Origin of the sequence: Anoxybacillus sp. FSL W8-0104, assembly GCF_038004465.1 — a bacterium.
Lineage (GTDB): Bacteria > Bacillota > Bacilli > Bacillales > Anoxybacillaceae > Anoxybacillus > Anoxybacillus flavithermus_G.
This window is the reverse complement of record NZ_JBBOQU010000001.1, coordinates 2,543,749-2,565,434: the sequence shown is the minus strand read 5'-3', so window position 1 is coordinate 2,565,434 and position 21,686 is coordinate 2,543,749. Positions and strand designations below refer to the sequence as shown.

At 43.4% G+C, this 21,686-nt stretch carries 20 protein-coding genes and 3 pseudogenes; 19 read left to right on the top strand and 4 right to left on the bottom strand.

Features of this window, described 5'->3' with window-relative positions:
• The first annotated feature begins 82 nt into the window (after positions 1-82).
• Positions 83-667, top strand: a complete 585-nt coding sequence (locus NST18_RS13715; RefSeq protein WP_230456226.1) for a hypothetical protein — start codon at positions 83-85, stop codon at positions 665-667.
• Entirely contained in the window at positions 580-945 is a 366-nt protein-coding gene (locus NST18_RS13710; RefSeq protein ID WP_230456262.1) for an S-layer homology domain-containing protein, read from the top strand. Before NST18_RS13715 ends, NST18_RS13710 begins: the two co-directional genes overlap by 88 nt.
• A gap of 113 nt (positions 946-1,058) precedes the next feature.
• Here NST18_RS13710 and NST18_RS13705 read toward each other — a convergent pair whose 3' ends face one another.
• Complete coding sequence (locus NST18_RS13705) at positions 1,059-2,024, bottom strand: C40 family peptidase (RefSeq protein WP_064214370.1); 966 nt, start codon at positions 2,022-2,024, stop codon at positions 1,059-1,061.
• 351 nt (positions 2,025-2,375) lie between these two features.
• Between NST18_RS13705 and NST18_RS13700 the strand changes: the two genes are divergently transcribed.
• The 4 genes and pseudogenes from NST18_RS13700 to tnpC (NST18_RS13685) form a co-directional block, all read left to right on the top strand.
• Positions 2,376-5,900, top strand: a complete 3,525-nt coding sequence (locus tag NST18_RS13700; protein ID WP_340721560.1) for an S-layer homology domain-containing protein — start codon at positions 2,376-2,378, stop codon at positions 5,898-5,900.
• Positions 5,901-6,182: 282 nt separating this feature from the next.
• The gene (locus tag NST18_RS13695; protein WP_340721558.1) at positions 6,183-6,743 is read left to right on the top strand and encodes a hypothetical protein; all 561 of its coding nucleotides are present in this window, start codon (positions 6,183-6,185) and stop codon (positions 6,741-6,743) included.
• Between the two features lie 92 nt (positions 6,744-6,835).
• The gene (locus tag NST18_RS13690) at positions 6,836-7,021 is read left to right on the top strand and encodes a hypothetical protein (protein WP_340721557.1); all 186 of its coding nucleotides are present in this window, start codon (positions 6,836-6,838) and stop codon (positions 7,019-7,021) included.
• Between the two features lie 257 nt (positions 7,022-7,278).
• Positions 7,279-8,394, top strand: a pseudogene (gene tnpC, locus NST18_RS13685) (IS66 family transposase); the annotation flags it as partial.
• A 308-nt stretch (positions 8,395-8,702) separates the two neighbouring features.
• Here tnpC (NST18_RS13685) and tnpC (NST18_RS13680) read toward each other — a convergent pair.
• Positions 8,703-10,151 carry an IS66 family transposase gene (gene tnpC / locus NST18_RS13680; RefSeq protein WP_340721183.1) on the bottom strand — a complete coding sequence of 483 codons (1,449 nt, stop codon included), beginning with the start codon at positions 10,149-10,151 and terminating at the stop codon, positions 8,703-8,705.
• A 154-nt stretch (positions 10,152-10,305) separates the two neighbouring features.
• On the opposite strand from tnpC (NST18_RS13680), the gene NST18_RS13675 reads away from it, so the two are divergent.
• The 5 genes from NST18_RS13675 to NST18_RS13660 all read left to right on the top strand — a co-directional run bounded on the left by NST18_RS13675 (position 10,306) and on the right by NST18_RS13660 (position 14,496).
• Entirely contained in the window at positions 10,306-10,743 is a 438-nt protein-coding gene (locus NST18_RS13675; RefSeq protein ID WP_064214368.1) for a hypothetical protein, read from the top strand.
• Positions 10,744-10,887: 144 nt separating this feature from the next.
• A complete protein-coding gene (locus NST18_RS13670) occupies positions 10,888-12,219 on the top strand; it encodes an IS4 family transposase (RefSeq protein ID WP_340720650.1) in 1,332 nt (443 codons plus the stop codon).
• Between the two features lie 348 nt (positions 12,220-12,567).
• On the top strand, positions 12,568-12,693 hold the full coding sequence (locus tag NST18_RS15210; protein WP_035018939.1) for a putative holin-like toxin: 126 nt from the start codon (positions 12,568-12,570) through the stop codon (positions 12,691-12,693).
• A 284-nt stretch (positions 12,694-12,977) separates the two neighbouring features.
• Positions 12,978-13,550, top strand: coding sequence for a transposase (locus NST18_RS13665; protein WP_192954132.1), 573 nt, complete (start codon positions 12,978-12,980; stop codon positions 13,548-13,550).
• Between the two features lies 1 nt (position 13,551).
• Positions 13,552-14,496 carry an ATP-binding protein gene (locus tag NST18_RS13660; protein ID WP_241739055.1) on the top strand — a complete coding sequence of 315 codons (945 nt, stop codon included), beginning with the start codon at positions 13,552-13,554 and terminating at the stop codon, positions 14,494-14,496.
• 372 nt (positions 14,497-14,868) lie between these two features.
• On the opposite strand, the gene NST18_RS15205 is transcribed toward NST18_RS13660, so the two are convergent.
• Positions 14,869-15,009 (bottom strand): IS3 family transposase, encoded by a 141-nt coding sequence (locus NST18_RS15205; protein WP_445290565.1) that lies wholly within the window; start codon positions 15,007-15,009, stop codon positions 14,869-14,871.
• Positions 15,010-15,112: 103 nt separating this feature from the next.
• Between NST18_RS15205 and tnpC (NST18_RS13655) the strand changes: the two genes are divergently transcribed.
• Positions 15,113-16,561 carry an IS66 family transposase gene (tnpC, locus tag NST18_RS13655; RefSeq protein WP_088223283.1) on the top strand — a complete coding sequence of 483 codons (1,449 nt, stop codon included), beginning with the start codon at positions 15,113-15,115 and terminating at the stop codon, positions 16,559-16,561.
• 734 nt (positions 16,562-17,295) lie between these two features.
• Here the strand turns inward: tnpC (NST18_RS13655) and NST18_RS13645 are convergent.
• A pseudogene (locus NST18_RS13645) lies at positions 17,296-17,673 on the bottom strand (DDE-type integrase/transposase/recombinase); the annotation flags it as partial.
• A 94-nt stretch (positions 17,674-17,767) separates the two neighbouring features.
• Here NST18_RS13645 and NST18_RS13640 point away from each other — a divergent pair.
• From NST18_RS13640 to NST18_RS13610, 7 genes and pseudogenes are all read left to right on the top strand, one after another.
• Entirely contained in the window at positions 17,768-17,953 is a 186-nt protein-coding gene (locus tag NST18_RS13640; protein ID WP_340720902.1) for a hypothetical protein, read from the top strand.
• A 237-nt stretch (positions 17,954-18,190) separates the two neighbouring features.
• On the top strand, positions 18,191-18,631 hold the full coding sequence (locus NST18_RS13635; protein ID WP_064221009.1) for a hypothetical protein: 441 nt from the start codon (positions 18,191-18,193) through the stop codon (positions 18,629-18,631).
• A gap of 20 nt (positions 18,632-18,651) precedes the next feature.
• Positions 18,652-18,945 carry a helix-turn-helix domain-containing protein gene (locus NST18_RS13630; protein WP_064214363.1) on the top strand — a complete coding sequence of 98 codons (294 nt, stop codon included), beginning with the start codon at positions 18,652-18,654 and terminating at the stop codon, positions 18,943-18,945.
• A gap of 341 nt (positions 18,946-19,286) precedes the next feature.
• Entirely contained in the window at positions 19,287-20,468 is a 1,182-nt protein-coding gene (locus NST18_RS13625; RefSeq protein WP_088223255.1) for an IS701 family transposase, read from the top strand.
• A 215-nt stretch (positions 20,469-20,683) separates the two neighbouring features.
• Positions 20,684-20,893 (top strand): annotated as a pseudogene (locus NST18_RS13620) (transposase); the annotation flags it as partial.
• 344 nt (positions 20,894-21,237) lie between these two features.
• The gene (locus NST18_RS13615) at positions 21,238-21,405 is read left to right on the top strand and encodes a hypothetical protein (RefSeq protein ID WP_340434680.1); all 168 of its coding nucleotides are present in this window, start codon (positions 21,238-21,240) and stop codon (positions 21,403-21,405) included.
• A gap of 146 nt (positions 21,406-21,551) precedes the next feature.
• Positions 21,552-21,680, top strand: coding sequence for a YegP family protein (locus NST18_RS13610; protein WP_340721556.1), 129 nt, complete (start codon positions 21,552-21,554; stop codon positions 21,678-21,680).
• Positions 21,681-21,686 lie beyond the last annotated feature (6 nt).

Sequence of the window (21,686 nt, the reverse complement as noted above, 5' to 3'; positions counted from 1 at the left end):
GGCAGCCTTTATCATTTTCCAGCTACGTGATGTACGAAACCGTGTTAAGATAAATGTAGATTGATAGAATGAGGTGGTCGATATGCGTCGTATGCCGTTCGTCTTGTTTATGTTCGTTTTTTTGTTCTTTTTTCAAACGCCAGCGCATGCCGATGTCGTTGATTTAACGAATAAAGCGAAAGCGCAAGCGTATGAAGATTACTATCCGCTCATTGCGCGCTATAAAGGAACGAGTGGCGTCATATTTGAAAGCTATAGCGTCTATTGGAATGCAACGAAGCTTGCCCAACTTGAGCAAGAGTTATTAAAAAATAAACATGGGACGGAGCTTTCGTTACTCGGAAGCGTAAAAGTTTTCCCAGACTATCCCGCAGGCGAAAGCATGCTCGGACAATATTTTGCGCAATTACAGCGTTATTTCGCGTCGTCCAGCCGACAACAAAAGGATTTAATCGCGGTTCAGCGACGTTACGTGTCCAATACGGAACAATCGGTTCGCTTGTTTCTACACCGCCACTTTTTCCGGACGTCGTTGGGGAGGAATTGCAAGAAGCTGCACAATTATTATCGGAACGAGGGATTATCTCAGGATACCCTGATGGAACGTTTCGTCCAAACGAACGGCTACTCCGCCGCCATGCCGCGCTTATGCCGATTCGTGAACTGAAGTTAACGCTTCCTGAAGGATATGTCGTGAAAGCAAAAGACGTCAAACCGACCGATCCGTGGTATAAAGAGATGGCGATTGCCGAAGCATACGGATTGCTTACAGGATATAACGGAAAGCTATATCCGAACGATTATATTACTCGCGCCCAAATGGCAACGATTTTAACGAGGGTATATGCCGATGTGTACGAACAGCCGAAGACGAATCAACCGTTTGTCGATGTTCCTTTTTCTCACTGGGCGTATGAGCCAATTAATACGCTTTTTTATAATTGAATTACGATCAACAATCCGTATCGCCCGAACGACGTGGTGACACGCGGACAGTTTGCCCTCTTTTTAAAGCGAACGCTCGATAAAAAATAGCGAGGAAGGCTTGTCCTTCCTCGCTATTTTGCATTCATCGCACGATAGAAAAATACTGCAAATTGCGCACGTGTTACTGTCTCTTTCGGACGAAACGTTCCGTCTTCGTAGCCGTTCGCGATGCCTGATGCGACAAGTTTTTCAATCGCATCATACGCCGCATCTGTTTCTTTTACATCGGTAAATGGCACATCCGCCCCGCGCTTTAACTTCCACGCTTCCGCAAACCACATCGCTAATTGTTCGCGCGTTAACGGTTCATCGGGTTGAAACGGCTTATTGTTTCTATCGACAATATTTTCTTTCACAAGGGCGTTCACCGCACCGACAGCCCAATGATCGCTCGGTACGTCAGAAAACGTTTCTTTCCGATTGTTCATGTTGAAGTTAAAGTACGTTGCGATCAGCCCGGCAGCTTCTGCGCGCGTCATCACTTCATCGGGCTTAAAGTAGCTTTTCGCATATCCAAGCACCATTTCTTTTTTACCTAACGCCTCAATTTCTTTACTTGCCCAAAAATCGTTTCCGACATCTTGAAACTGCCCAGCAGCCTGCACGTATGCAAGCACGCGTCTTGCTCCTATGTATCGCTTTTTATAGTAAGAGTCGTCTAATGAGGTGACCGTAATGCCTTTGGATGAGCTCGCGTGAATAAATTGATTATCTCCAATATAAACACCTGCATGCGACGGCCCTTTTTTATACGTCTCAAAAAAGACGAGATCACCGACTCGTAAATCTTCTTTCTTTACTTCGCTTCCTTGTTTATATTGTTCCGCTGTCGTGCGCGCTAACGTCACGCCAAGTCTGCTCATCACATGGCGCGTAAACCCCGAACAATCAAACCCCTTTTCCGAACTTCCACCGAATTGGTACGGCACCCCAACATATTTTTTCGCTAGTGGGATGAGCCGATCGTAGCTATCGCTTGCGTAAGCGAAGGAAGGGAAAAGAAAAAACAAAAGCAATGCTGAAACAAACCGCCTCACCCGTCACACCTCGCTCCGTCATTATTTTTATATTTTCGACATTTTTACACAATTCCAAGTGTATCATAAATAGGAGAATCGTAGCTTTACAGTTATGTAACAAAAGTTTTTGTCAAAAAGTTACGTAGGAAGGTATTGAAAAAAGTCGAACATTCGGTAAAATGGTGAATAGGTGGAAGGCTACAAAGAAAAGTCATTCAAAAAATGGTTGACTTTAATTATGGAAAAAATTATAATGTAGTTTGTAGTCGTTCACTCGCTAAGTTTAAGAGTTTTATAGAGAAAGCATACATATCTCTTAAATTTAGCTAAAACAAATAGAAAGAGAAACAAAAAGGAGGAAATAAGTCGATGGCTTACCAACCAAAGTCTTATCGCAAATTTTTAGCTGGTACAGTCTCTGCGGCAGTTGTTGCTTCAGCGATCGCACCAGTAGCAAGCGCGTCTTTCACAGACGTAGCAGGAAGCGTGCATGCAGATGATATCGCAACATTAGTTGCAAAAGGGTACATTAAAGGATATGCAGACGGTACATTCAAACCAAACAAACCGTTAACACGCGGTGAAGCTGCAATCATCTTCTCACGCATTTTAAAAGATGCAGGTGTCAAAGCTCCTGAGCAAGGTGCAGGCTTCCCAGACGTTCCAGCGAGCAAAGCTGAATTAGCAGAAGCTGTTGCGATCGTGAAAGCTGCTGGCGTCATGGGTGGAGACGAAAAAGGCAACTTCAACCCGAACGCAAACATCACTCGCGAGCAAATGGCGAAAGTCGTTGTTGAAGCGTTCAAATTAACAAAACCAGCAAACTACACAACAAAAATTACGGACCTTGACAAAGCTGGCTCATGGGCGCGTGAGTACATTCAAACATTAGAAGCAAACGGTGTAACGAAAAACACAGAATTTGCACCAAAACAAAACGTCACACGCGGTCAATTCGCTTCATTCGTTGTACGTGCGATGAATGTGAAAAAAGAAGTTTCCGCAGCTGATATCACAGCGGTGAAACTTGTTGACGAAAAAACATTAGAAGTTACATTCAACGGCGAATTGAAAGAAGTGAAAAAAGAAGACTTCGCCATCCAAGGCGTTGAAATCGACTCTGTATCAATCAAAGCTGCAGCAGCTGCTGAAGCAAAAACAACAGTTGTTGTGATCAAAACAAAAACAGCGTTGCAAGAAGGAAAATCTTACAGCGTATCTTACAAAGGTCAAACAACAGACAAAGCGAAAGTTGACGTACCTGTTGTAACGCCTAAGGTTGAAAGTGTAAGTGCGAATAACCTTAACCAAATCCTTGTTAAATTTAACAAAGAACTTGATAAAGATTCAGCTGAGAACTTAGCTAACTATACATTAAACAACGGTACTGTAAATGCTGCGTTAAATAACGCTGCATGGACAGAAGCTCCGAAAGCAACACTTCAAGCAGATGGAAAATCAGTATTAATTACTCTTGATACTGACACTGATAGCACGCGCCAAACTTTAGCTAACCAAATCGAGTCTAAATTAACTATTGATGGCGTGAAAACTAAAGACGGCAAAGCTATCGCTAAATCTGAACACAAATTCTCTTATACTGATGCAACAGTTCCGACTGTAGAATCAGTATCAATGGAAGGTAACAAAGTAATCGTTGTGAAATTCTCTGAAGCAGTTAAAGCTGATCAAGCTGTTAACGTTGCGAACTATCAAATCGATGGAGTTTCTCTAAGTGCTTATGGAGTAGGTACTCCTCAATGGGATGCTGAGAAAAATGAAGTTCGTATTCCATTAACAACAGCTTTAGCTGATAAAACTTACAAGTTAAAAGTATCTGTAAATAACGGAATTGAGGATATTGCAGGATACAAATTATTGCAAGTTGAGAAAGATTTAACAGTTGTAACTGATAAAACTGTTGGTAAAATGACAGAAGTGTCAGTAGCAGCTGATAAATCATATGTATTGGTTAAATTCGACAAAGCTCTTGCTCCTTCTAGCTTTGTAACTGGTCAGCCGTTATTCATTGATGGAGTAAACGTATTTAACTCATCTACAATTTCTCGTACTATTGAAAACGGTGCGTTGAAATTAACTCCAGCTGGTGCAGGAACAGACTTTAACACTATCATCGCAAATGGTATCCATGCTGTTAACTTGAAGAGCGATGATAACAACTATTTAGTAGATGCATACGGTATTAAAGTTGCTGCCGGAGCTACTTCTTATAATGTAGTAGCTGACACTACTAAGCCGACTGTTGAAAATGTAAAAGTAAATGAAGGCGCAACAACCATTGAAGTTAAATTTAGCGAGTCTGTAGATAACGCAACTGCACAAAATCGTTTCAACTACACATTGAAAAAAGCTGACGGTTCAGTTGTTACTATCTCTAATGCAACATTCAAATCTGGTTCTACTAATACTGTTCAGTTAACTGTAAGTGCATTAGCTGCTGGTAACTATACATTAACTGTACAAAATGTTAAAGACCGTGCTGGCAACACAATGGACTCTTATAGCACATCTTTATCAGTAGCAGACTTAGTTGCTCCGACAGTAACAGCTGTTAAACAAGGTACAGGCTCTAACAGCAACAGCATTTATGTATACTTCAGCGAAGCTGTAAATACAGCAACAGCTACAGATGTAAATAACTATCTATACAATAATAAAGCTTTACCAGCAGGTACTTCTATTACTGCTCTATCTGCTAGTGCAGTTAAAATTACATTACCTTCTAGCACTACAGTAACACAAGGTACACCATTTGCGGTATCTAACAACGTTACTGACGTAGCTGGAAACAAAATTGCTGGTTATGGTTACCAAACAACTGTATCTGGTACAGTTACTAACGACTTAGGTTTAGCATCTGGAACTAGCGTAGTCGTGGTTGATAAGAAAACAGTTAAGGTTACATTAAATAAAGAATTAAAAACTGTTGTTGCTACTGATTTTGAATTCAATAACGGTACTGACTGGACAACTTTAACTGTACCTCAACAAAATGTTTCATATGTAAACAAAGATGGAAAAGCTGAGATTACATTTACTTTCACTAATAACGTGGTAGATGAAGCTGGTTATGTAACAGGTACAACTCCACTAAAAGTACGTGTGAAACAGTCAGGTACTTACGGTACAGTAGCTGTGGATGATTCTACATTCCAAAATACAGCATTGAGTGGAGAAAGTGGTACAGCAGCAGCTGATAAGATTGCACCAACACTTGCATCTACAAACGGTATCGTTACTGTAGATTCAAATAAAAATGGTAAGATTGATAAAATCAAGCTTACATTTACTGAAGCAATCAATGGAAATTACTTATCAGCAACTACATTTGATGTATCTGGATACACAGTTACAGGTGCTGCATTAGATGGTTCAGATTCTAAGGTAGTATGGATTACAGTAGCTGAAAAATCTACTCCAGATACAGACGCAACACCAAACATTGTTCGTTTAGGTACTGTTAAAGATGCTAATGGTAATGATTTTACAGGATTAACGACAGCTAGTGCTTCGGTGGATCAAGCTGCACCAGTAATCATTTCAGCTAAATATGTTGATGCAAACGGAGATAGTTCTGTATCAGCTGGAGATAAGGTGGAAATCACATTCTCCGAAAATGTTAAGTTAATTAGCGGTGCTGTTCTGGCTGCTCTAGCAGATGACTTTGTTCTTTCTAGTAGTGGTTCATTCGGTTCAACTCCAACATTCGCAATTGATGGTAACAAAGTAACCGTTACTCTAGGTACTTCACCTTCGTTGACTGTTGGAACAACCACAGTTGAGTTAACGTCGACTACTAGCAATGTTAGCTTAGAAGACAACACTGGTGTTGACGCAATAGTTTCTTCTACACCTAAGACTATTACTAACTAATGGGGTACGTGCAAAAATTAACAAAAACAGAGAGTCATACGGCTCTCTGTTTCTTTTTTTCGCATTAAACGAAACGTGGTGGGCTAGGTGCCTGGTCCGGTGCCTGTCACCTGTCGAAGGGTGTCGGAGATTGATAGAGACAGAGAGTCAGTCATAGTTGGCTCTCTGTTTCTTTTTCTGTTATACTCGTGTAATCATAATTTTTATGTTTCGCAATACAATATAGTTAGGTGCACCTCTCGTCTTTTTTTGTATGTACTTAAGTAAGGAAGGGGAAATCACATGGGAAGAAGGAATTTTTTGGATTATTCATTAGATGAATTTGCACTAGTTGTAGAAAATACAGATATTGTGCGGCAGCTAAGAGAGAAATGTCATTGCGCATCTAACGTGATTCGTTTTGCTTATCTTGCTGTTAGCCATAAATTTGGGGGAAAACTTTCTACAGAGAAGGCTGAGAAGTATAAACTAGTTGATTATGGTGTGTCTGCTGCGAGTTTAGGGGCTTTACAAAATGTGTTGTGCAACACTTTTAGAGTGGATCGTGTGGAAAAACTCCATAAAAGTGTGGAAGATTTTATGAGTGATGTGGTTACGATCGGATTCCTACTAGAAAAACTAATTAAGGAAGACGACAATATCCGTAGCGTCGATGATTATACACGTAGGGTAGGGTGCCTGTCACCCGTCGAAGTTTGTCGAAGATTAATAGAAACAGAGAGTCATTGGGTGGCTCTCTGTTTCTTTTTTATCCGCATCAACGAGCATTTTGTTACGTGCCTGTGCACTGTCAGCTGTCGAAGAAAATTTTTTGAACATGCAGGATTTTCGCTGTTTTTGTGAAATAAGCGTGCCAGTCACGCCCCGAAGATTGTCGAAGATTGATAGAGACAGAGAGTCACACGGCTCTCTGTTTCTTTTTCTGCATTTTGAGGATGCTTGTTCCCGCAGAGCACCTAGAGAAGTTGCCGAACCCGCTGCTTTTGGAGGCACTAATGTACGTGGATGCAGAAGGATACGAATGGATTGCCGGAGTGGTCGTCAATGAGGAGACGAGAAAGAAGCTGTACGAAGTGTGGATAAAGAACGGAGAGCCAATCGCTTACGAAATATATGTCTAAGATTGGCGGATGTTCGTCCGAGAATCTCACGGCTAGACCAAATGAAAGGGGAAGGGAAAATGGCAAAATACCATCGCACCATCATTGACGGAGTGCCGTACTATCGGGAATACAGCTACGGAATGGCAATCTATTTATTAGAAAAAAAGTTGTTCAGTATTCCCTAGTAACTATTCAGCCACATCATAAAGTGAGCTGAATATTTTCTTCTTTCCTTGTCTATGATGTGAATATTGATAGACAAGGAGGTGAATCGCATGTTGACGGTACAACAAGCTGTATTTACAGTTGAAAGCTTAATCAGCAAAGTTCAACAACAAAAACAGCTCATTCATCAACTCGTTCAAGAAAATGAACATTTGCGTCACGAAATCAAACAGCTGCGCAAAGAAAATGAACAACTGAAGTATCGCGTTCAAGAGCTGGAAGCACGCACGAAAAAAAACAGCTCCAATAGCCATTTGCCCCCATCTTCTGACCGTTTTGCCAACACACGTTCTTCTCGTCAACCATCTGGCAACAAGCCAGGCGGACAAGAAGGACATCAAGGAACGACGCTCCGTCAAGTGGAACATCCACATCATCGTGTCGTCCACCGTGTGCATACGTGTCAAGGATGTGGGGTTTCTTTGCGTGACGTCAAACCGTTCAAAGTCGATATCCGTCAAGTGTTTGATGTCCCTCCTGTGGCGATCGAGGTGACACAACATGAACGTGAAGTGAAATCGTGTCCGCATTGTCGATGCGTGCAACAAGCCGAATTCCCATCCCATGTCACGAATCATGTGCAATACGGTCCACGCCTTACTGCGCTCGTTGTTTATTTACATCATATCCAATTGATCCCGTACAAGCGTTTAAGTGATACAATCGAAGCGTTATATCAACACTCGATTAGTACAGGAACCCTTGCCAATATGGTGAAACGAGGACGCGAAGCGCTGGAATCAAATATGGACATCATCGAAGACGCCTTACTTGAATCCAACATCCTGCATGTCGATGAAACGAGTTTGCGCATCAATGGGAAACTCGCATGGGTGCATGTCGCGTGTACATCGAGATATACATACTTGGCTTCTCACGCTTCTCGTGGAAAGAAAGCAACGGATGAGATCGGGATTCTTCCACAATACAAAGGGACGATGATGCACGATGGGTTCGGTACGTATCCGAAATACACACATGCCACCCATGCCCTTTGTCATGCCCACCATTTGCGTGAGTTAAAAGGATTCATCGAACAAGGGCATACGTGGGCGATGCGCATGACCACGTTTCTGTTAGCCGCCAAGCAAGCCGTCGAAGCCCATCACGGTGCACTTTCCGAAGAAGAAGCGAGACGGTGGGAACGAGTGTATGATCGCATCCTGGGGTAGGGTGCCTGTCACCCGTCGAAGATTGTCGAAGATTGATAGAGACAGAGAGTCAGTCATAGTTGGCTCTCTGTTTCTTTTTTTCGCATCAATCAGCATTGTCCGGTGCCTGTCACCTGTCGAAAGGTGTCGGAGATTGATAGAGACAGAGAGTCAGTCATAGTTGGCTCTCTGTTTCTTTTTCTGTTATACTCGTGTAATCATAATTTTTATGTTTCGCAATACAATATAGGTAACTATTCATCCCGATAGTAGTATGTAAAGAAGCGCAACACAAATAGGACATCCCCGTAATAGAAAATGCCCTAAGTGGTAGAAAGAACACGATCGAGCGTGTCACCCGTCAACAGAAGACATAACGAATCCCACACGTTTTTTTCGTGTTTCGTCAGTGTGGAAACGATGCTTCTTGCGATGCAAAACGACTGCGCGAATGTTTCTTCGCGAAACGTACCCGAAATGTTCTCTTTGACTTTAACCATGCGAAGATCGCGTTCGGCTTGGTTGTTGTCAAAGGGAACATGTACTTCACGTAAGAAACGCAACGCTTCTTCCTTTCGTTTCTGAAGCCGTCGAACAAAAGCGAGTGCTTTTTTCGGAAGAGGTGTCATCGTTTCCAATCGATGTTGTGCTCTTTCTAGGATGCGATCATACACTCGTTCCCACCGTCTCGCTTCTTCTTCGGAAAGTGCACCGTGATGGGCTTCGACGGCTTGCTTGGCGGCTAACAGAAACGTGGTCATGCGCATCGCCCACGTATGCCCTTGTTCGATGAATCCTTTTAACTCACGCAAATGGTGGGCATGACAAAGGGCATGGGTGGCATGTGTGTATTTCGGATACGTACCGAACCCATCGTGCATCATCGTCCCTTTGTATTGTGGAAGAATCCCGATCTCATCCGTTGCTTTCTTTCCACGAGAAGCGTGAGAAGCCAAGTATGTATATCTCGATGTACACGCGACATGCACCCATGCGAGTTTCCCATTGATGCGCAAACTCGTTTCATCGACATGCAGGATGTTGGATTCAAGTAAGGCGTCTTCGATGATGTCCATATTTGATTCCAGCGCTTCGCGTCCTCGTTTCACCATATTGGCAAGGGTTCCTGTACTAATCGAGTGTTGATATAACGCTTCGATTGTATCACTTAAACGCTTGTACGGGATCAATTGGATATGATGTAAATAAACAACGAGCGCAGTAAGGCGTGGACCGTATTGCACATGATTCGTGACATGGGATGGGAATTCGGCTTGTTGCACGCATCGACAATGCGGACACGATTTCACTTCACGTTCATGTTGTGTCACCTCGATCGCCACAGGAGGGACATCAAACACTTGACGGATATCGACTTTGAACGGTTTGACGTCACGCAAAGAAACCCCACATCCTTGACACGTATGCACACGGTGGACGACACGATGATGTGGATGTTCCACTTGACGGAGCGTCGTTCCTTGATGTCCTTCTTGTCCGCCTGGCTTGTTGCCAGATGGTTGACGAGAAGAACGTGTGTTGGCAAAACGGTCAGAAGATGGGGGCAAATGGCTATTGGAGCTGTTTTTTTTCGTGCGTGCTTCCAGCTCTTGAACGCGATACTTCAGTTGTTCATTTTCTTTGCGCAGCTGTTTGATTTCGTGACGCAAATGTTCATTTTCTTGAACGAGTTGATGAATGAGCTGTTTTTGTTGTTGAACTTTGCTGATTAAGCTTTCAACTGTAAATACAGCTTGTTGTACCGTCAACATGCGATTCACCTCCTTGTCTATCAATATTCACATCATAGACAAGGAAAGAAGAAAATATTCAGCTCACTTTATGATGTGGCTGAATAGTTACCAATATAGTTAGGTGCACCTCTCGTCTTTTTTGTATGTACTTAAGTAAGGAAGGGGAAATCACATGGGAAGAAGGAATTTTTTGGATTATTCATTAGATGAATTTGCACTAGTTGTAGAAAATACAGATATTGTGCGGCAGCTAAGAGAGAAATGTCATTGCGCATCTAACGTGATTCGTTTTGCTTATCTTGCTGTTAGCCATAAATTTGGGGGAAAACTTTCTACAGAGAAGGCTGAGAAGTATAAACTAGTTGATTATGGTGTGTCTGCTGCGAGTTTAGGGGCTTTACAAAATGTGTTGTGCAACACTTTTAGAGTGGATCGTGTGGAAAAACTCCATAAAAGTGTGGAAGATTTTATGAGTGATGTGGTTACGATCGGATTCCTACTAGAAAAACTAATTAAGGAAGACGACAATATCCGTAGCGTCGATGATTATACACGTATTAAACGCTATTTGTCCACTGCACACTTAGTAGTCGTAAATGAAGATGTATAACTGGGTAGCGTGCCTGTGCACTGCGATCCGAAAGGGGTAGGGTGCCTGTCCATAGCCATCAAGTTAAGCATTTGGGCCTTTGTACACCGTTAAAAACATGGTATCCTTTCTAGCGAATACTCTTCGTTAGAAAGGATTTTTTCTATGGAAAATCAAATGCAAGCATGGATGAAAACCATCCGCCAACTTTTCTCGCCTGAGACATTGACTCATCTTGCTCAAGAAACAGGATTTATCCAACGAAAACGAGCATTAACGGCAGAAGCATTTTTGACTCTTTGTGCATGGGGAGATGGCTCACTGGCACAACAATCACTCCAACGGTTATGTACGTCTCTCACGCTCCGCCATGACTGTTCCCTGTCCAGCGAAGGATTGAATCAGCGCTTTACCGAGCGAGCCGTGGCGTTTTTGCGAGAAGTGTTTTTCCTTCTCCTCCAACGACAACGCCCATTGCTTTGGTCCACCATCCAAACCTACCGGACGTGTTTTACTCGCTTGCGGATTTTGGATTCGACCAGTTTTTTGGTTCCTGCCGACTACGGGGAGGACTACCGAGGTTCCGTCTCATCAGGAGCGAAAATTCAGTTTGAATATGACTTGTTGTCTGGTGCCTGTCTTCAACTATGCGTTCAATCGGCCAATGACTCGGACGCCCGTTTTGCCTATCATGCCCAGCACACGATTTTGCCGAATGACCTATGTATTCGGGATTTGGGCTTTTTCTCCGTTGCCGCACTAACCGAGATCGACGCCCGAGGAGCGTATTATATTACTCGGCTCCGTTCCGATATGAAAGTGTATATCAAAGAGAATAGCCAGTGGAAGGAATGGGATTGGGAATCTCTTGGGAATCAATTAAAGGAAGGGGAATCAGTAGAAATGGAACATGTATACATCGGGCATGAGCGTTTGTATATCCCACGCTTGATTTTTCGACGTTTGACGGAAGAAGAATGGCAAAAACGGATGGCGTATGTGCGAAAAAGGGAAAAAAGAAAAGGGAAGGCGCTGACACGCCAAACCCTCGAACAAAAGAAATACCACATCTTACTGACTAATTTACCACAAGAGTCGTTTGATGGGCAACAGGTTTATGGGCTTTATTCTTTGCGGTGGCAAATTGAACTGCTGTTTAAAGCGTGGAAGTCCGTTTTTGATTTGGAGAAAGTGAAGAAGATGAAGAAAGAACGGTTCGAATGCCATGTATATGGGACGTTGATTGCCATTTTGGTGACTCAAACCTTTCTGTTTCAAGCTCGAACGTATTGGCAACAAACAGAAGGGATTCAAATCAGCGAACGGAAAGCACTAGATGTTCTCCAATCCTATTGGCAACAACTGCTTTTGCGCCTATCCAAGGAAGAAATCAGCCTTTCTTCTCCCCTCCTTCTATTGAGAAAACATGGAAGAAAGGATCGAAGGAAAGGAAAAGAAACGGCATCGGATCTCTTGGTTAAATTGGGTATTTATTGATTAGATTCATAAAAACGCCAAATAACCCTCTCCAAGAGGGTTATTTGGCATGCCTAAAACATGTGGTATTCTTTTTCTTCAGCTAATGATCACAAACATTGCGTATGGACACAACGACCCTTAACACTAAACTTGACGGGTATGGGGTGCCTGTCACCCGTCGAGGTTTGTCGAAGATTGATAGAGACAGAGAGTCGTTAGTGGCTCTCTGTTTCTTTTTCTGCATTTTTGTTGATGTGCTGTGGCATTTTTTGTAGTAGTGGTTGTTGAAATTGCGAGAGTGATAGAAAAATGTTACAATCTCTGTAGCAGCTACATAAGCAGGGTGGGCGGTTGACCACTTCCCCAATGGAGGGAGGTGGGAGTATGACGGCGTATGAAGCATTGAGTCTTATTGCGCAATTCAGCTTAGTGTTCATCGGAATGCTAACATTGACTGTTACCATCGTCGTCTATATAAACAAAAAGAAATAACCGCTCTCCCGCGACCAACGGATGAAGACGGTTACTTCTTTTTGGTAATCGCTAATTCGGTTCGGTCAGCCGCTCTTCTTGCGGCATGTAGTTGCCTGCTGAGCGTTTGCGGCGCTCAGCTTTTTTAGTTTATGAAATATCTGCTTATATTATACAAATGATATCGCTGGTTTGGCAAGTGCGTGCCAGTCACTCGTCGAGAGAGTATCAAAAAATTTTTCTTTTGATGCAGGATTTTCGCTGTTTTTGTCGAAGGGATATGCAAGAAAATTCATGTGAGGTGTGTGGGTCGGGCAAGGCGGATATGGGTGCCGCATTTGTTTTATCACATTGTGTGCCGTGGAAATCGGCGTGATCCGTTGTTTAAAGAAGTAAATGATTTCCGCACGTTTTTGTATATCCTCGAACAGCTTCATGAAAACATTCCGTTTGAAATTGCTTCGTACTGCCTTATGACGAATCATTTTCATCTTCAACTTCGTTCACAACAACAATCCATTTCCAAAGTCATGGCACTGATTAACAAACGATACGCCAATTATTACAATACACGTTACGGGTTAACCGGTCATGTGTTTGAAAAGCGTTACTTCAGTAAAATGATTGACGATGATGCAGGGATGTTAGAAGTCAGTCGCTATATCCACCTCAACCCTGTCGAGGCACGTATGGTGCATCTTCCCGAACATTATCGTTGGAGCAGTTTCCACTTTTATCACCAATCTACCTCATTGCCTTCATTTATGAACATGGATGTACTCCTTCGTTACTTTTCTGGAACAATGAATGAAAAAAAGAAAGCATATGTGCAGTTTGTGAAAGAAGATGTTGTACCGAACTGTGTCAAGGAGGAATAACATGAAAGTTTGTAGTATCGGTTTGCGTGGGATGGAAGGGTATCGTGTGCAAGTGGAAGTGAAAGAACTGCCGGGAATGCCTTCAGTAGTCATTGTCGGATTGCCCGATACATCGGTAAAAGAAGCAAAGGAACGAGTCATTGCGGCATTGCATGCGTTTGGATGTGATGTCATGAATCAAAAACTTGTCATCCATCTGTCGCCGCCCGAGCGAAAAAAACAAAGCCCGATGTTTGATTTAGCAATGGCGATTGGTATTTTAAAAGTAAAAGGAAAACTCGAACAACCAATTCCGTCACATATCGCATTTTTAGGCTCATTGTCATTAGACGGAACGATTCAGTCAGTAGATGGCATGTTACCAGCTATTTTAGCTGCCAAAAAACTCGGCTTTCAACAAGTATATGCCCCATATGATCCGACATTTCCCTTTCAATACCTGCAGCATATCGATTGTGTTTTTGTTCAAACATTAGATCAAGTGATGCAATGTTTACAAGGTCAACCAGTGTTATTTTCGACGAATCATCCCCCTTCAGCTGTCGATCCACCCCAAAAAACTCATCGTGATTTTGAACATATCATCGGACATGACTACGCCAAGTATGCACTTGAAGTTTCTGCTGCAGGAGAACATAACGTGTTAATGATCGGACCACCAGGGTGTGGGAAAAGCCTGTTAGCCGAAACGTTTCCGACGATTTTACCGCGCCTTTCCGATGAAGCGCAGTTGGAAGTACTTAGTTTATACCAACTCGCAGGGGAAACGAAAAACGATTCCTCTCCACCGTTTCGTCATCCCCATCATTCAGCATCTTCTGTAGCATTAATTGGAGGAGGGACGCAGCCGAAACCAGGGGAAGTTTCGCTTGCCCATCGTGGGGTATTATTCCTCGATGAAATGGCAGAGTTTACGGGGGAAGCGCAAGAAAGCCCCTGTCTTTAGACACGGGGATGAATTGCGTATTTTTTTGATAAATTTGGGAGTGCGTGCCTGTCACGCCCCGAAGTTTGTCGAAGATTGATAGAGACAGAGAGTCATAGGAACGGTGCCTGTCACCTGTCGAAAGGTGTCGGAGATTGATAGAGACATGGGAGTGCGTGCCTGTGCACTGCGATCCGAAAAGTAGACAGTATAAATTCAGTTAACGTGAAGGAATCAGAGCGAAACAGTTCTGATTCCTTTCCTTTTCTCGTCTTTTTTCAGTGTCTCAGAACTCCCTGAAACTGTCAAGGAGAGCACTTGACAGCCCCACGGAGTTCTGAGGAGAGGTTGGTAAGACGAGAAGGAGGAAATATAGCCCACTGGTGCTCGTTGTTAACTAGCCTTTGCATATTGAGTCGGTGTCTGATAACGAAGAACACCTTGTATCCGTTGGTGGTTGTAATAGCGAATGTAATCATGGATAAGCTGTGTTGCCTCTTCCACACTTTTCGTACGTCGCAAGTCCTGTTCCATCTCTGTTTTAAGGTAACTATTCAGCCACATCATAAAGTGAGCTGAATATTTTTTGCTTTTCCTGTCTATGATGTGAATATTGATAGACAAGGAGGTGAATCGCATGTTGACGGTACAACAAGCTGTATTTACAGTTGAAAGCTTAATCAGCAAAGTCCAACAACAAAAGCAGCTCATTACTCACCAACAACAAGTCATTGAGCAACTGTTGAAAGAAAACAAACAGCTACGCAAAGAAAATGAACAACTGAAGTACCGTGTTCAAGAGCTGGAAGCACGCACGAAAAAAAACAGCTCCAATAGCCATTTGCCCCCATCTTCTGACCGTTTTGCCAACACACGTTCTTCTCGTCAACCATCTGGCAACAAGCCAGGCGGACAAGAAGGACATCAAGGAACGACGCTCCGTCAAGTGGAACATCCACATCATCGTGTCGTCCACCGTGTGCATACGTGTCAAGGATGTGGGGTTTCTTTGCGTGACGTCAAACCGTTCAAAGTCGATATCCGTCAAGTGTTTGATGTCCCTCCTGTGGCGATCGAGGTGACACAACATGAACGTGAAGTGAAATCGTGTCCGCATTGTCGATGCGTGCAACAAGCCGAATTCCCATCCCATGTCACGAATCATGTGCAATACGGTCCACGCCTTACTGCGCTCGTTGTTTATTTACATCATATCCAATTGATCCCGTACAAGCGTTTAAGTGATACAATCGAAGCGTTATATCAACACTCGATTAGTACAGGAACCCTTGCCAATATGGTGAAACGAGGACGCGAAGCGCTGGAATCAAATATGGACATCATCGAAGACGCCTTACTTGAATCCAACATCCTGCATGTCGATGAAACGAGTTTGCGCATCAATGGGAAACTCGCATGGGTGCATGTCGCGTGTACATCGAGATATACATACTTGGCTTCTCACGCTTCTCGTGGAAAGAAAGCAACGGATGAGATCGGGATTCTTCCACAATACAAAGGGACGATGATGCACGATGGGTTCGGTACGTATCCGAAATACACACATGCCACCCATGCCCTTTGTCATGCCCACCATTTGCGTGAGTTAAAAGGATTCATCGAACAAGGGCATACGTGGGCGATGCGCATGACCACGTTTCTGTTAGCCGCCAAGCAAGCCGTCGAAGCCCATCACGGTGCACTTTCCGAAGAAGAAGCGAGACGGTGGGAACGAGTGTATGATCGCATCCTAGAAAGAGCACAACATCGATTGGAAACGATGACACCTCTTCCGAAAAAAGCACTCGCTTTTGTTCGACGGCTTCAGAAACGAAAGGAAGAAGCGTTGCGTTTCTTACGTGAAGTACATGTTCCCTTTGACAACAACCAAGCCGAACGCGATCTTCGCATGGTTAAAGTCAAAGAGAACATTTCGGGTACGTTTCGCGTAGAAACATTCGCCCAGTCTTTTTGTATCACAAGAAGCATCGTTTCCACACTGACGAAACACGAAAAAAACGTGTGGGATTCGTTATGTCTTCTGTTGACGGGTGACACGCTTGATCGCGTTCTTTCTACCACTTAGGGCATTTTCTATTACGGGGATGCCCTATTTGTGTTGCGCTTCTTTACATACTACTATCGGAGTGAATAGTTACGTTTTAAGGTAGGAGAAAAAGCTTTCTATGCATGCGTTATCAAGCGCATTCGCTTTTCTCGACATACTTGGTGTGATTGAAAATGTATCCATCAGCGTTTTCCATCTTGTTGATCGATATGGCATTCCTTGATCTGAATGAAGGATTAAAGAGTCCTTGGCACGGTGCCTGTCACCTGTCGAAAGGTGTCGGAGATTGATAGAGACAGAGAGTCGTTGTATCATAGGTAGGGTGCCTGTCACCCGTCGAAGATTGTCGAAGATTGATAGAGACAGAGAGTCATATGGCTCTCTGTTTCTTTTTCTGCATTTTTGTTGATGTTCTGTGGCATTTTTTGTAGTAGTGGTTGTTGAAATTGCGAGGGTGATAGAAAAATGTTACAATCTCTGTAGCAGCTACATAAGCAGGGTGGGCGGTTGACCACTTCCCCGATGGGTAGCGTCAAAAAATCTATGAAAAGTCATCATGGTCTACCTGTTGAAGGAAAATAAAGAGGATAGTGGAATTGGATTCGCCCTTGACCAACACTCGCCAAAGGAGAAAAACGGTCAGTAAGGGCAAGGGCAGAAAAGAAGGGCATAGGAAAGCAGCCCTTGCCCTATCCTGATTTTACCTTTGGCGAGGTTCGGATGGTCAAGGGTACGCTCCGCCGAATCCGTCCTTAGGATGCAGCTTGTTGGGTCAACATCTCTTGAGCCATGACAATGAGCCTTGCCCAACGTGCCGGCATATGCGGAAGGCTCTCTAATGCTGGGATGACGACCGGTACCCGTTTTTCTAACGCGCTATGCGGACGCAAGAAGTTGAAATACGCCACAAAGAGTGTGACAAAGGAAACCGAGCCTTCTTCTGCGCCAAACCCATGAGTCGGTCGGTAGTTGCCTTTAAACGTTCGGTTGAATCGTTCAATGATCTGTTTAAGTGGTCGATATTCCTCGGACACAGGATCCTCGTTTGTCAGCCCGATGACTTGACGGACATCGAAAGAAATCCCTTGTTGGGCGAAAAAGTGCTGCGCCAACAAGTAGATCGGGTTGCCATGGGTAGCGTGCCAGTCACGCCCCGAAGATTGTCGAAGATTGATAGAGACAGAGAGTCACACGGCTCTCTGTTTCTTTTTCTGCATTTTGAGGATGCTTGTTCCCGCAGAGCACCTAGAGAAGTTGCCGAACCCGCTGCTTTTAGAGGCACTAATGTACGTGGATGCAGAAGGATACGAATGGATTGCCGAAGTGGTCGTCAATGAGGAGACGAGAAAGAAGCTGTACGAAGTGTGGATAAAGAACGGAGAGCCAATCGCTTACGAAATATATGTCTAAGATTGGCGGATGTTCGTCCGAGAATCTCACGGCTAGACCAAATGAAAGGGGAAGGGAAAATGGCAAAATACCATCGCACCATCATTGACGGAGTGCCGTACTATCGGGAATACAGCTACGGAATGGCAATCTATTTATTAGAAAAAAAGTTGTTCAGTATTCCCTAATTATAAATTATTGTGTTTCAGTAGCATAAATGCTATCATATGTGTAATAATATTATGTAAAGGGTAGAGGATGTTGTTTGAGGTAATATACACAGGAAATGTAAAGGAATTTGAAAATTATCTCTTGAATAAGGCAGAGCAAGAACTTAGACAAAAAGGTCATTCGGGTATATGGTGTCATGTTGCTGATGTATATGCAAGGCAACTTACGATTATTCAACATAATCCATATCCTTCTGATCCAGAGGACAACAGCTTTCTGGACGATATAACCCCTCCATCATTGAAACATCTTAGCATGAATACTCGTTATGATAATTTTTACAGATGGGGTATAAGGGGTGGAAGAACTGGAAATCACAGGATTATATTTGCGATCCACAATTTTTCAAAAGTCATACTGCTCCATTATTTCGACAAGCAGTATAATGGAGCGATAAGACGAGAGGATATTGTGCCTGCCGAATCAGCATATGAAAGTTATTGCGCTTTTGATCCTTACCTTTATTGATCAACTGGGAGGGAAAAAGAATGAGTGATTTTTTTAAGAAATATGCAGCCATTCGAGGCGAGCAGCATGTTCAAAAACTTCAATTAGAGGGAACTATAGCTTCACAGATCAAAACAAGACGGAAGCAGCTGAATATGTCTCAACAGGAACTTGCAGACCGTATTGGAGTTCCAAAATCCACGATTGGGAGAATTGAAGCGGGGCTTACAAGCCCTAGAGTAGAGACACTTTTTAAAATCTCGCAGGCATTGAATACCCCTTTCATCATTGATGGTACAAGTAGACAGGATCATAACTTGCATGTTCAAGTTTAGCGCATAATTAATACGCTTATATTATCGAAGCAGTTCCTTGCTAACATTGACTGTTACCATCGTCGTCTATATAAACAAAAAGAAATAACCGTCCCCCTCGACCAAAGGTGTGAAACGGTTATTTCTTTTTTATCTGTTACACATCTAAAGGTCAGCCGCTCTTCTTGCGGCATGTAGTTGCCTGCTGAGTGTTCACCGCACTCAGCTTTTTTATTTTATGAACTGTAGATGAGCAAATTTACTAACATAAATTTACAACCAAACAAAAAAGAAGACATGAACCCGATTCCTTGGTTAGAATAGATGTGCCAACAAACCATTCACAAGGAGGTTCATGTCTCATGAATAGATTAGCACATCACCAAGGAATCCACAAGTTTTTGACGATGTTGGGGTTGGCCCTTTATTTCTCGAAACCTGTCATGAAGCATCTCGTTCATATCGTGGATGCGATGATTACAAAGGGCTTTTCGGGAACGCTGACCGATCTACATCATGGGAGTTTTCATCCGAACCATCGCACGACACTGAGCCATTTTTTCACGAAAAGCCCATGGGAGGAAGAGACGCTGCTTCGCAAACTCCAACAGTGGGTGCTTCATCGTGTCGAACGCAGCTCGAAACGAGAGAATCAACCCATTTTTGTTTCGATCGATGATACGATTTGCCAAAAAACGAAGCCCTCGTCACGGGCAACACACGCCATTCAAGGGTGTGATTGGCACTATTCTCACGCAGAGAAAAAATCGATTTGGGGACATTCTCTCGTTTGGCTCATGGTTCATACGATGACTCAAGCGTTTCCTTTTGCCTTTCGCCTCTACGACAAGACGGCGGGGAAAAGCAAAGGGGAACTCGCGATCGAGATGCTTTCTTCGTTGGATGTGAGTCGACCCGTTTATGTGCTCATGGACTCTTGGTATCCATCGAAAACCCTCGTGGGAGCCTGCTTAAAAAAAGGGTTCCACGTCATCGCGATGCTGAAGACGAATCGGATTCTCTATCCAAAAGGGACGGCCATTCAAGCAAAAGAATTTGCCAAATCTATGGAGCCACGGGATACCCGCCTCGTCACGGTGGGAAAAGAGCGTTATCGGGTGTATCGCTACGAAGGCGCTCTGAACGGTCTCAAGGATGCCGTGGTGCTGCTCGCATGGAAAGCCGATCAGCCGATGACGCCGAAACATCTTCATTGCGTCTTGAGCACCGATCGCGAGCTAAGCGATGAAGAGATCTTGCGCTACTATGCTGCACGTTGGTCGATCGAATGTTTTTTCCGTCAAGCGAAAGACCAGCTGAAACTCGATGGATACCGCGTTCGCGGGCGTCGGGCGGTGAAACGGTATTGGATCTTGGTGCAACTTGCGTATGTGTACAGCATGTTCGAGTCTAACAGTGATTTTTCGGATGGGCTCGATCTCCTGCGCAAGAGAAAAGGACATAGCCTCGTGGAGTTCATTTATCGTGCAGCAAAACAAAATATTCCCATTGATACCGTGAAAAAACAGCTCCACGTGGCATAAGGGGTACCCTGTTTGTCTCTTTTTAAATGGTAATTATTGTAACGAAAATTGCTCAACTACAGTTTATGAAGTATCTGCTTATATTATACAAATGATATCGCTGGTTTGGCAAGTGCGTGCCAGTCACCTGTCGAGAGAAATTTTTCTTTTGATGCAGGATTTTCGCTGTTTTTGTCGAAGGGATATGGCGAGAAAGTTCGTGTGAGGTGAGGTGTGTGGGACGGGCGAGGCGGATATGGGTGCCGCGTTTGTTTTATCATATCGTTTGTCGTGGGAATCGGCGTGATCCGTTGTTTAAAGAAGCGAATGATTTTCGTGCGTTTTTGCATATCCTCGAACAGCTTCATGAAAACATTCCGTTTGAAATTGCTTCATATTGTTTTATGACGAATCATTTTCATCTTAAGGGGTTGCGTGCCTGTCACGCCCCGAAGTTTGTCGAAGATTGGTAGAAACGGAGAGTCATATGGCTCTCTGTTTCTTTTTTTCGCATTAAACGAGGTTTGGAATATATATTATACTTTTGAACGCCTTTGTTCCGTTTGGAATGGGGGCGATTTTTGTTTGAGGAGGGAGTCGTATGCCATCGGCAAAGCGCGTGAATATTGTGAGTTTGAAGCTCGTTCGGGAGGGGAGTGTGCTGGTGTGGAAATGTTCGTCTTGTTTGCGAAATTTGTCGAAAAATAAAAATGAATGGATGAAGGTTTTTTTCGTTATATGTCGAATTGTTTATCTGTGGCGGGGTTCGGAGAAGAGAGGGAGGATTGAAATGGCTAAAAATACAGGGGAAAATTATCGAATTGGTGCTGTGAAAAATCGTTCTCAAGTATATAATCCAAAGACGGACTCATGGGTCAAACGTGGTGAGGACGGTCGATTTATGGACGTGAAAACGTCAAGCAACAGCCCGTTTAAGGGTGTAAGAAAAGAGAAGTAAGAAAACTGATTCCTTTCCGAAACTCGCTCTTATTATAGATAGGTGAGACATTTGGTTATGGGAAGGAGGGAAGAAAGGTGATTTTTTATTCAAGAAGCGCAAAATTTAAAATAAGGTCAAGTAGAGACGGGTAATATTATTTTGTTTTGATAGCTCCTAACAATGAGGTTGTTGCAACTAGCGAAACATATTCGACTAAGCAGAAATGCAAAGAAGGAATTGAAGCTGTGAAAAAATATGCCATGGGTGCGGATGTTGAAGACGAGACTGTGTAGCAGGTG

Excerpts from the sequence above, each read along its gene's own strand:
- NST18_RS13715 (WP_230456226.1), top strand. The coding sequence starts at position 83 with ATGCGTCGTATGCCGTTCGTCTTGTTTATGTTCGTTTTTTTGTTCTTT.
- NST18_RS13700 (WP_340721560.1), top strand. The coding sequence starts at position 2,376 with ATGGCTTACCAACCAAAGTCTTATCGCAAATTTTTAGCTGGTACAGTC.
- NST18_RS13695 (WP_340721558.1), top strand. The coding sequence starts at position 6,183 with ATGGGAAGAAGGAATTTTTTGGATTATTCATTAGATGAATTTGCACTA.
- NST18_RS13690 (WP_340721557.1), top strand. The coding sequence starts at position 6,836 with ATGCTTGTTCCCGCAGAGCACCTAGAGAAGTTGCCGAACCCGCTGCTT.
- tnpC (WP_340721183.1), bottom strand. The coding sequence starts at position 10,151 with ATGTTGACGGTACAACAAGCTGTATTTACAGTTGAAAGCTTAATCAGC.
- NST18_RS13675 (WP_064214368.1), top strand. The coding sequence starts at position 10,306 with ATGGGAAGAAGGAATTTTTTGGATTATTCATTAGATGAATTTGCACTA.
- NST18_RS13670 (WP_340720650.1), top strand. The coding sequence starts at position 10,888 with ATGGAAAATCAAATGCAAGCATGGATGAAAACCATCCGCCAACTTTTC.
- NST18_RS15210 (WP_035018939.1), top strand. The coding sequence starts at position 12,568 with ATGGAGGGAGGTGGGAGTATGACGGCGTATGAAGCATTGAGTCTTATT.
- NST18_RS13660 (WP_241739055.1), top strand. The coding sequence starts at position 13,552 with ATGAAAGTTTGTAGTATCGGTTTGCGTGGGATGGAAGGGTATCGTGTG.
- NST18_RS15205 (WP_445290565.1), bottom strand. The coding sequence starts at position 15,009 with ATGGAACAGGACTTGCGACGTACGAAAAGTGTGGAAGAGGCAACACAG.
- tnpC (WP_088223283.1), top strand. The coding sequence starts at position 15,113 with ATGTTGACGGTACAACAAGCTGTATTTACAGTTGAAAGCTTAATCAGC.
- NST18_RS13640 (WP_340720902.1), top strand. The coding sequence starts at position 17,768 with ATGCTTGTTCCCGCAGAGCACCTAGAGAAGTTGCCGAACCCGCTGCTT.
- NST18_RS13635 (WP_064221009.1), top strand. The coding sequence starts at position 18,191 with ATGTTGTTTGAGGTAATATACACAGGAAATGTAAAGGAATTTGAAAAT.
- NST18_RS13630 (WP_064214363.1), top strand. The coding sequence starts at position 18,652 with ATGAGTGATTTTTTTAAGAAATATGCAGCCATTCGAGGCGAGCAGCAT.
- NST18_RS13625 (WP_088223255.1), top strand. The coding sequence starts at position 19,287 with ATGAATAGATTAGCACATCACCAAGGAATCCACAAGTTTTTGACGATG.
- NST18_RS13615 (WP_340434680.1), top strand. The coding sequence starts at position 21,238 with ATGGCTAAAAATACAGGGGAAAATTATCGAATTGGTGCTGTGAAAAAT.